This is a genomic window from Streptomyces sp. NPDC059900 (genome assembly GCF_050270335.1).
Classification (GTDB): Bacteria; Actinomycetota; Actinomycetes; order Streptomycetales; family Streptomycetaceae; genus Streptomyces.
On record NZ_JBNNJZ010000686.1, the window covers coordinates 1 to 3,971 of the forward strand.

The window sequence follows — 3,971 nt, forward strand, 5'->3', positions numbered from 1 at the left end:
CCCACAGCGTGGCGTCCAGGGCGCGGGCGCGCACCAGCAGCTCCCACTGGTCGACCTTGCCGGGGCCCGCGCCCCAGGAGGCTGCCAGCAGGGTGGCGGTGGCCCCGGCGTCGGCGTGGGCCCGGAACAGCTCCGGGAAGCGCACGTCGTAGCACGTGGCCAGGCCCAGGCGTACGCCCTGCACGTCGATGGTGACGACCTGCGATCCCGCGGCGACGGTGTCGGACTCCGCGAAGCCGAAGGCGTCGTAGAGATGGATCTTGTCGTATGTCGCTTCGACGCCGCGCCCCGTGGCCAGCAGGGTGTTGGTCACCCGGCCGTCGGACGCCGGGGTGAACATGCCCGCCACGACGGTGATGCCCGCGGCCTCGGCGATGGCGCGGACCTTGCCGGCCCACGGGCCGTCCAGGGGTTCGGCGAGCGGCGCCAGCGGGGTGCCGAAGCAGGCCATCGACGCCTCGGGGAAGACGACGACGTCCGCACCGGCGTCCGCCGCCCGTGAGGTCCATTCCTCGATGAGGGCGAGGTTCTTGCCGGGTTCGGGACCGGTCGTGAGCTGGCTCAGTGCGATGCGCACGGTGGGCCGCCTTTCGGGGTGGTGTCGGATGGGCCGGCTGAGACGAACGTAACGGGCGGCGCGCCCGCTCACGGAACCCAGGCGGCGGGCTCGGCCTGCGCCGCCCCGGCGCCGAGCAGCGCGTCCTCCTCCTCTGCGCGGGCGGAGTCCCTGCCCAGGACGAGCCCGACGAGGGTCACGGCTGCCGCCGCGGCGAGGTAGAGCGCCAGCGGGACCCAGCTGTCGAAGGAACTGAGCAGGGCGGTGAACAGCAGCGGGGCGACCGCTCCGCCGATGAGTCCCGCCAGGGTGTAGGCGAGGGAGGAGCCGGTGTAGCGCAGGCGGGGTGAGAACTGCTCGGCGACGAAGGCCGCCTGCGGGCCGTACATGAAGGAGTGGATGGCCAGCGCCACCACGACGCCGCACACCAGCAGGATCCAGCTGCCGCCGTCGACCACGAGGAAGAACACGAACGGCCAGACTCCCGCGGCGAGGGCGGAACAGCCGTAGAGCATACGGCGGTTGACCCGGTCGGACAGGGCGCCGGCCAGGGGAATGAGGAAGATCTGCAGGGAGGACCCGAGCAGGACGGCCGCCAGGGCCGAGCCTCGGCTCATGCCCAGTTCGCCGGTGGCGTAGGTGAGGACGAACACGGTGAACATCGCGTACAGCACGTCGGGGGCGACCCGGCTGAGGATCGCCGCGCACAGGGCGCGGGGCTGGGTGGTGAAGACCTCGCGGATCGGCGCCTGCGGCTGCGATTCCTCGGCTTCCATGGCCTTGAAGACCGGGGTCTCCTCCAGCTTCGCCCGGATCCACAGGCCGAAGGCGACCAGGGCGCCGGACAGCAGGAAGGCCACGCGCCAGCCCCAGGACAGGAACTGCTCCTCGGTCAGGAGCACGCCAAGGGCCGCGAGGACGCCGTTGGCCAGGAGGTTTCCCGCGGGCGGTCCGATCTGCGCGGCGGAGGCGTAGAAGCCGCGGCGGCGCGGGTCGCCGAACTCGCTGGACAGCAGGACCGCGCCGCCCCATTCGCCGCCGACCCCGACGCCCTGTGCGAACCGCAGCAGGACCAGGGCGATGGGGGCGGTGACGCCCGCGGTGGCGTAGGTGGGCAGGACGCCGATGAGGAACGTGGCCGCGCCGATGAGGACCAGCGTGGCGATGAGGACCTTCTTGCGGCCGATCACGTCGCCGAGCCGGCCGAAGACGATGCCGCCGAGGGGGCGTGAGACATAGCCGACGGCATAGGTGGAGAACGCCAGGAGGGTGCCGGTGAGGGGGTCCTCCGAGGGGAAGAAGAGATCGCCGAAGACCAGGGCCGCGGCGGCGGAGTAGACCGCGAAGTCGTACCACTCCAGAGCGGTCCCGGTGAGGCTGGCGAAGAAGGCCCGGCGGATGCCGGAGCGGTCCGGCGAGACCGCCGGCGGGCCCTTGGGGGTGTGCTGCATGCTTCCCGATCCTTGCGTCGAGGGGACATCGACCTGGACATCGACCTTCCGGCATACTTCTTGTATACAGGTCGTATGCGCAACCCCCGCGCCGGAAGTTAACCGTGTCGAGATCCGCCCCCTTTTGGAGTGCCCCATGGCCGTGCTGACCTTCGAACTCCCCGACGGCTCCACCCGCGACGTCGATGTGGTGCAGCTGCTCAACGCCGGATACGCCGGGCGCGCGCAGGCAGACGTCGCCGCACATGTCGCCGAGCTCGCCCTGCTCGGGGTGCCCGCGCCGTCGGTGACCCCGGCGCTCTACCCCGTCTCCCCCTACCTGGCCCAGCAGACCGACGAGGTCGCCGCGCCGCACGCGCACACATCGGGCGAGGCGGAGTGGGCCCTGGTCGTCGCGGACGACGGCGAACTGCTCCTGACGGCCGCGTGCGACCACACCGACCGCGACCTCGAGGTCCACGGCGTGGCCTGGAGCAAGAACGCGGCACCCGACGTCCTGGCCCGCCAGGCCTGGCTCCTGGCCGACGTCGAGGCGCGTATCGACGAGCTGACCCTGCGCGCCTGGGTCACCCACGACGACGGCAGGGAGACCGAGATCCAGCACGGCACGCTCGCCGAGCTCCTCACGCCCGGCTACTGGGCGGACGTCCTGCGCGAACGCGGCGGCCTGACGCCCGGCACCGTCCTGATCTCGGGCACCATCCCCATGGCCCACGACGTGGACCAGTTCGCCGACGGCTGGCGCGTGGAACTGGGCGACCCCGCCACCGGCAACACGATCCGCCTGGCCTACCAGGTGGTGCCCCTGCCCCAGCCCATTGGCTGACCGGGGCCCGCCCCTCATCGACCGCCGCGCCCCGGCACCCTAGGCCCGACGGAGGGCGCCCTCGCGGGGTGTGCCGGGCAGGCGGTGGTCCATGAAGGGTGTGCTGGTGATGAACTCCCGGAACTTCAGGGCGGCTTCCGACAGATAGCCCTCGCGGTTCCACACCAGGGTCAGCAGGCGCTGGCAGTCGGGTGCGTCCACCTGGACCCAGGCGACCGGGACGGTGCTTTCCGTGCCCGCCAGGCGGGAGATCGCCGGGATGAGGCCGATGCCGAGGCCCGCGCTGATCATGTCCTGGCTCGCGCCCGGCTCATCGCCCTCACAGGACAGCAGCGGCGTGAGCCCCTCGGCCGCGAACAGCCGGTCCAGGAGGGTGCGCTGCCAGTGGCCCGGGCGTGTGGACACGAAGGGCTCGTCGGCGATCTCGGGGATCGTCACGCTCTCCCGCCCGTCGAGCCAGTGCCCGGGCGGCACCGCGAGCAGCACCTCTTCGCGCGCGAGCTCCACCGTCTCCAAGTTCGTGCCGGTCAACGGCTGCGAGGCGACACAGAAATCGACCTCCCTGGTGCGCAGCCGGCGGTCCATCTCCTGCGCCGTCGACTGGAAGAGCCGTACATCGGCACGGGGGTGATCGGCCCGGAAACTCCCCAGCAGGTGAGTGATCGTCAAAAGGGTCTCGGAGGCGACACTCACCCGGCCCAGCCCCGTGTCACGCGCCTCGCGCACGGCCCTGCGACCGTCGTCCAGCTCGCTCAGGGCCCGCTCCACATGCCGCAGGAACATCGCGCCGTACGGATTGAGCCGGATGCGGCGGCCCTGCCGGTCGAAGAGCGGCGAGCCCAGCTCGGACTCCAGGCGCGCGATGGTGCGGCTGAGCGAGGGCTGGGCGACGCGCAGTTCCTGTGCGGCGCGGCTGATGTGCTCGTAACGGGCGACGGCCTGGAAGTAGCGCAACTGCAGAAGATCCATGGTCCACCTTGACTTATGCCTTCCGGGTCATCTTCACATGGCAAAGCCGGTCTTGGAATGCATAAGCGGTTCTCCCTACGGTCTTCATCGAGGCACCGCGCCTCCGCCGGCCGTCCGACCGGCCCCCTTGCTCCAGGAAGGCTCCGCCATGAGCGCTGCGGATCTGGCC

Annotated in this window: 4 protein-coding genes; 1 reads left to right on the forward strand and 3 read right to left on the reverse strand. The window is 71.4% G+C overall.

All coding sequences use genetic code 11. The features are described from left to right. Both ACQKIP_RS41995 and ACQKIP_RS42000 read right to left on the reverse strand, forming a co-directional pair. Positions 1 to 577: nitrilase-related carbon-nitrogen hydrolase (locus tag ACQKIP_RS41995; RefSeq protein WP_427745410.1), on the reverse strand; the 577-nt coding region annotated here is incomplete at its 3' end. 68 nt (positions 578 to 645) lie between these two features. After that, positions 646 to 2,007 carry an MFS transporter gene (locus tag ACQKIP_RS42000; RefSeq protein WP_365856495.1) on the reverse strand — a complete coding sequence of 454 codons (1,362 nt, stop codon included), beginning with the start codon at positions 2,005 to 2,007 and terminating at the stop codon, positions 646 to 648. Between the two features lie 136 nt (positions 2,008 to 2,143). On the opposite strand from ACQKIP_RS42000, the gene ACQKIP_RS42005 reads away from it, so the two are divergent. Next, complete coding sequence (locus tag ACQKIP_RS42005) at positions 2,144 to 2,833, forward strand: DUF2848 domain-containing protein (protein ID WP_365856493.1); 690 nt, start codon at positions 2,144 to 2,146, stop codon at positions 2,831 to 2,833. A 39-nt stretch (positions 2,834 to 2,872) separates the two neighbouring features. Here ACQKIP_RS42005 and ACQKIP_RS42010 read toward each other — a convergent pair whose 3' ends face one another. Further along, positions 2,873 to 3,802 (reverse strand): LysR family transcriptional regulator, encoded by a 930-nt coding sequence (locus ACQKIP_RS42010; protein WP_365856491.1) that lies wholly within the window; start codon positions 3,800 to 3,802, stop codon positions 2,873 to 2,875. Positions 3,803 to 3,971 lie beyond the last annotated feature (169 nt).